Source organism: Pseudomonadota bacterium (assembly GCA_026388215.1).
Taxonomy (GTDB): Bacteria; Desulfobacterota; Syntrophorhabdia; order Syntrophorhabdales; family Syntrophorhabdaceae; genus JAPLKF01.
Genome location: JAPLKF010000040.1, coordinates 1 through 5,376 on the forward strand (window position 1 = coordinate 1; position 5,376 = coordinate 5,376).

A 5,376-nucleotide genomic window follows, 5' to 3' on the forward strand; every position below is an offset into this window, starting at 1 on the left:
GCAACCATATATCAGTGAATCTGCCATATGATTGAACTTTAACAATGACTTAAAAAAACAAATATTATAAACTGGTTAAACATATGAGAAATATTGGCATCTATTCATACTTTGGTTATGCACTACCCTTCGATGAAAGGCTTAAAATGATAAAACAGGCCGGATTTCACACAACATCTGTCGGGCTGGGGGATGAAGAAAAACTCGTCAGAAACGGACAGAAAGACCTAATACCTGAGATGGTAAGGTCAAAAGGACTATATCTCGAATATGCACATGCCCCGGAGGCAAAATGCAATAATCTATGGTCAGAATCAAAGCAAAGCCGGACAGAAATAAAAAGAGGGTATTCATCATGCATTGCCTATTGTAGAAAGCATCTAATACCAATTCTCGTCATTCATATAAGTAAGAGTAAAGGAAAGCAACCTCAACCGCCCAATCACTACGGATTGGCAATAATTAAAGACCTTTCAAAATACGCAGAGGATTCAGGTGTCAAAATAGCAATAGAAAATACACAGAAATTAGGGCACCTTGATTATATCTTCTCGAATATTGATTCTCCTTCTCTGGGTCTTTGCTATGACAGTTCGCATGATTTTTTGTATAGCCCTCAACCCGGGTTAATGCTTAAACAGTGGGGCCATTTGCTTTTCACAACCCACATTTCCGATAACGATGGCCTCCTTGACAGGCATTGGCTTCCGGGGGAAGGAACCATTAAATGGGATATTGTGAAAAATAGTTTTCCTTTAAAAACATACAAAGGATTTCTCACATTAGAAGTATTTTCAAAAGATCCAAAGAGCGAGACTGCACCAGAATTTTTAAGAAAAGCCTTGAAAAGCATCAAAGGTTTTGAAGAGATGCTTAGAGAATGAGGCTCATAGCTCATAATTGAGGGCATGGAGCAGAGAGCATAGAGCAAGGGGCATGGAGCAGAGAGTATAAAGCACAGAGCAGAGGACCGACGGTATTTTAAGGTCGATTGGTGAAAGAAACAGCGTGCCGGCCAAACAGGCTCCGACACACTTTTACAGAGCGGAATAGTGTATAAAGCGTTCTACTTCTTCAAAGGCCCTTCTGGCTCCATTACCGGTAGCGATAAATTCTATCTTCTCACCTCTTACGGTTTCCAGATATTCAGGACAGAGAATCGACTTAACGTTTAAATATTCCTTTTTCCCAAATAACATAAAATTGTAATACTTCATCCTCTCTTTATGTATGTACAGATCACAGTCGCAGTTGTGTGCAATATCAGCTAATTGAGCCATTTCCATTTTAATTCCGTTTCTATTTTCAATAACTACAGTCAGCTCAAGAAATTCATTTTTCTCAAGGGATTCCCTCTCCTCCCTCCAGATAGAACCGTACTTTTCAACCCACTCCATTGCCGCCTTCTCTGTTCCTATATCGTGTCCTTCCTTCTCTGATTCAATCCACTTATACTTCAGTATTTCTTCTTTTTGTACTTCCACATCCTCAAGCTGTTTCTTCCGTAAAAAATCAGCTTCATAATTAATAAGGAAGTCCACTATTGCCTCTTCCAGTGTAACCTCCCCGCCTTCTGTCTGGGAAAGATAGTACTTGTGAATCTCAATAGCGCGAAGCTCGGAGGGGATGAGATCAACCTCTTTTCTTGTCATCGATTCCTTTAATAAGTATTGTCTGTTTTACGAATAATTTTTCTATTCGGGTAAATATATATCCTGGCAGTAATAAATGCAACACAAAAAAGCGAGTGGTGGTATCTCTGAAAGTGCTATCGAAGTCTATCTCAAAAAATCGATAACCGCTTCAGAAAACCTTTCAGGAAACTGGTACATCAACCCGTGGCCGCCATTTTCCATTTTCACCAGCTTCGCACCTGGAATCTTATCAACCATCATGTATGAATACCCGGGTAGCGTCAAAATATCTTCCGTACCTGTGACAAGGAGGGTCGGGCTCTTAATCTGTTGAAGACGGTCGCAACATCCCTTCCAGTTATTCATCGCATCAGCCTGTTGTTTCACGTTTTCTGGATGTGCTATCTGCCTCGAACGGGAAAAAATATCCTTCACGTAATCCAGATGAACTGCAAGCCAGCCCTCAGGAAACAGCAGCCCGATCAGCCTTTTCCCGCGCTCCTCATTGGTACCCGATGTATCATACAATTTTTTCTCCACTTCCGGAGGTGTAGGAAAGTAATACCCGCCGCAGTCCGCAGCATAAAGGATGAGCTTATTCACCTTCCGGGGGTGTCTCAATACCAGCTCCTGGGCAACTTCAGTACCCATCGAATAACCGAGTACATGGGCACGTTCTATCCCCAGCGCTTCCATCAAACCAGCCGTATCATCGGCAAACTGTTCGATGGTGAATTGACGTATCCCGGCTTCTGTTTCACCCATTCCCCGGTTGTTGAAAATGATTAACCTGTAATGAGAGGAAAGGATATTCAGTACATTCTGGTCCCAGATGTCCATTGTTCCCCTGAACCCCATAATCATGACAAGCGGGTATCCCTCACCAATCATCATGTACTCCATCCTGATATCACCTACTTTTGTACTCTGTATGTCCGAGGCATACCCGGTAATAGATACAATGGCCAGCGAAAAAAGGGCAATGATGACTATTAAACGAAACCATTTTTTCATAAACATTTTTACCTCCTGACAGTGTCCATTAAAAAGTTAATCATATAAAAACCAGTTTTCAATTATAGACCCATAGTTCAATCCGAATACCTGGGGAGTCTTCAACCGCTGCTCGCTGCCTTTATTATAAAACTGACTACAGCTTTCGTGACATTCACCATAAAACTGAGGTCAATCGTTTCATGTCTATCAAAGGGGGTATGGTAGTTAGGATTTCTGAACATGGCTGTATCTGTCAACATGAGGGCCGGATACCCTTGATTCCAGAACGAAGCGTGGTCGCTGAGCCTTGTTGAAGGGATTATGTATCCTGAAAGAGGTACCCTGTATGGTACAAGGATAAATCCTGGCACATATTCACTGACAGTGTTGTAAAAGTTCTTCATGAGGTCTTTCGATCTTTTGTTCGCAATTACAGCCAAAAAATTACCCCTTTTGGGGACACGCTTTCTCACAAAGACCGGGATTATCTGACTGCCCTCTCTCTCATCCGTGTACCCGACGGATTCAAGGATAAGTACTGCTTCATAGACCCTCCCTGATTTTCTGGCCTCTTTCGCAAATAGATTGCTCCCTATGAGAAACCTCAAGGTTTGTGGCTGCGGTTCCTCAAGGGTGAAGGCAACAAATTGGATTGTTCTCTTAAATGCCTGTGTGCTCAGTATTGATACGGCCTCGAGCAACACTGCAGCCCCGCTGGCGTTGTCATCAGCGCCGGGGCTTTCCTGTGCGGCATCATAGTGGGCACCTAAGAGTAACCATCCCTTCTCTTTATCTGTGCCTTCGATGGTCGCTATGATATTCCGGTATTTCCTTCCATAGAAAGGCACATCCTGACTCTCCACCTTGAGGCCAAAGGACCTCAAGGTCTTTTCAATAAATCTGGCCTTCTCCGTGAGGACATCGTAGTTATCCCATCCATGCCGGAGCCCTTCCAGTGCAAGGAGATATTTTTGAATTCTTTCACCTTTTACCTCTGAAGAAATCTCATGGATGAAGGGCAGAGTCCCTGAAGACATGGTTTCATTCTAACATGTTTGATTAAGTGCGGGTAGAGGTTAAGTAGAAAACCTTCAAAGGGATTGTGCATTATCGGGATATCGAATATACTTCTATTTTAGCCTGCAATCTCAAGGAGGGGGTGATGCCATGAAAATCGCAGTGTTAAACGGAAGTCCCAAGGGTGATGTCAGTGTTACAATGCAGTATGTTAGATTTATTCAGAAGAAGTTTCCCAAGCATGAACTTAAAATCCTCAATATATCCCATGGAATTAAAAGGATTGAAAAGGATGAGAATGCCTTCAGGGAAATCATCGAAGAGGTGAAGGCGTCAGATGGTGTATTGTGGGCCTTTCCCCTCTATTATCTCCTTGTTCCGTCCCAGTATAAGAGGTTTATTGAACTTATTTCAGAAAAAGGGGTAGAAGAATCCTTTAAAAATAAATACACGGCAGTGCTCACAACATCCATCCATTTCTTCGACCATACTGCCCACAATTATATGCATGCCATCTGTGATGACCTAAATATGAAATATGTTGACTACTTCTCAGCGGATATGGATGACCTGCTCAAAGAAAAAGAGAGAAAGCGGCTTCTCCTCTTTGTTAGGAGCTTTTTTGAAGCTATTGAGGGAAACATGGCCACCTCAAAGAGCTACGCAGCGCTTGCCTTTGATAATTTTACTTATATTCCGGGAAACGCGGCAGGCAGAATCAACACAGGCAACAAAAAGATACTCATCATCACTGACTCTATCGATAATCAGACGAATTTAGGGAGGATGATCGAGAGGTTCAGGAACTCCTTTTCCGGTGGAACTGAACTGGTTTATCTTAATGAACTGGATATCAAAGGAGGTTGTCTTGGCTGTCTCCATTGCAGCTTTGATAACATCTGTGTTTACCAGGATGGATTTTCTGATTTTTTCAATACGAGGCTTAAGAATGCGGATATCCTCGTGTACGGGGGAGCCATTAAAGACAAGTATCTGTCCTCAAGGTGGAAGATGTTCTTTGATAGGGGGTTTTTCCTGGGTCATACCCCGACGCTCACCGGCAAGCAGGTAGGGTTTATCATTTCCGGCCCCTTGAAACAGATACCCAACCTGAGGCAGGTTCTTGAAGCCCAGGTTCAGTCAGGAGAGGCCAATCTTGTTGATTTCATCACTGATGAATACGGGGATTCGGCTTATATTGATGCCTTGCTGGAAGGTCTTGCGGGGCGCCTGGTCTGGTGTGCAAATCACAATTACATTAAACCGGATACCTTCCTCAGCGTAGGGGGAAGGAAACTCTTCAGGGACGATATCTGGGGAAGGCTTCGCTTTGTATTTCAGGCAGACCACAGGTTCTATAAAAGTCACGGGTTCTACGATTTTCCACAGAAGGACTATAAGACAAGGGCCTTTAACCTGCTCATGATGCTCTTCACCAAAATACCGGCTGTGAGAAAAGGATTCCATAAGAAAATAAAAGAACAGATGGTGAAACCTTACAAAAAGATACTGGAAGAGTGAACTACCCCGTCCGTAAGGACAGGGCTTCTTGGTTCAACGAGGGGCGTTGATACACCGCCTCTCCCCAAGCGTTAATTCCCGCAGTCCCTGCGGTAGATTTTAGGAGTATATTTTGAGCAGCATTATGGTCTCTATCCATAACGGTCTTACAGAAAGGACACCGATGTATCCTTTGAGCAAGGGTTTTAGGAACAGGCTCGCCACAAAC

The 5,376-nt window shown here is 43.3% G+C and carries 6 protein-coding genes; 2 read left to right on the top strand and 4 right to left on the bottom strand.

Annotated features, from left to right (window positions below; genetic code table 11):
- Nucleotides 1-83: 83 nt before the first annotated feature.
- A complete protein-coding gene (locus NTU69_03295) occupies nucleotides 84-884 on the top strand; it encodes a sugar phosphate isomerase/epimerase (protein MCX5802554.1) in 801 nt (266 codons plus the stop codon).
- A 153-nt stretch (nucleotides 885-1,037) separates the two neighbouring features.
- Here the strand turns inward: NTU69_03295 and NTU69_03300 are convergent, their stop codons facing one another.
- The 3 genes from NTU69_03300 to NTU69_03310 all read right to left on the bottom strand — a co-directional run bounded on the left by NTU69_03300 (nucleotide 1,038) and on the right by NTU69_03310 (nucleotide 3,667).
- Nucleotides 1,038-1,652 (bottom strand): HPr family phosphocarrier protein, encoded by a 615-nt coding sequence (locus tag NTU69_03300; protein MCX5802555.1) that lies wholly within the window; start codon nucleotides 1,650-1,652, stop codon nucleotides 1,038-1,040.
- Between the two features lie 126 nt (nucleotides 1,653-1,778).
- Nucleotides 1,779-2,648 carry an alpha/beta hydrolase gene (locus NTU69_03305; protein ID MCX5802556.1) on the bottom strand — a complete coding sequence of 290 codons (870 nt, stop codon included), beginning with the start codon at nucleotides 2,646-2,648 and terminating at the stop codon, nucleotides 1,779-1,781.
- 101 nt (nucleotides 2,649-2,749) lie between these two features.
- Nucleotides 2,750-3,667: a M20/M25/M40 family metallo-hydrolase gene (locus NTU69_03310; GenBank protein ID MCX5802557.1), complete on the bottom strand. Its 918-nt coding sequence runs from the start codon at nucleotides 3,665-3,667 to the stop codon at nucleotides 2,750-2,752.
- 130 nt (nucleotides 3,668-3,797) lie between these two features.
- Here NTU69_03310 and NTU69_03315 point away from each other — a divergent pair, with 130 nt between their 5' ends.
- Complete coding sequence (locus NTU69_03315; protein MCX5802558.1) at nucleotides 3,798-5,168, top strand: NAD(P)H-dependent oxidoreductase; 1,371 nt, start codon at nucleotides 3,798-3,800, stop codon at nucleotides 5,166-5,168.
- A 1-nt stretch (nucleotide 5,169) separates the two neighbouring features.
- Here NTU69_03315 and NTU69_03320 read toward each other — a convergent pair.
- The coding region (locus NTU69_03320) for a zinc ribbon domain-containing protein (protein ID MCX5802559.1) at nucleotides 5,170-5,376 on the bottom strand (207 nt) is incomplete at its 5' end.

Coding starts and splice junctions, on each gene's coding strand:
- NTU69_03295 (MCX5802554.1), top strand. CDS start 84: ATGAGAAATATTGGCATCTATTCATACTTTGGTTATGCACTACCCTTC.
- NTU69_03300 (MCX5802555.1), bottom strand. CDS start 1,652: ATGACAAGAAAAGAGGTTGATCTCATCCCCTCCGAGCTTCGCGCTATT.
- NTU69_03305 (MCX5802556.1), bottom strand. CDS start 2,648: ATGAAAAAATGGTTTCGTTTAATAGTCATCATTGCCCTTTTTTCGCTG.
- NTU69_03310 (MCX5802557.1), bottom strand. CDS start 3,667: ATGTCTTCAGGGACTCTGCCCTTCATCCATGAGATTTCTTCAGAGGTA.
- NTU69_03315 (MCX5802558.1), top strand. CDS start 3,798: ATGAAAATCGCAGTGTTAAACGGAAGTCCCAAGGGTGATGTCAGTGTT.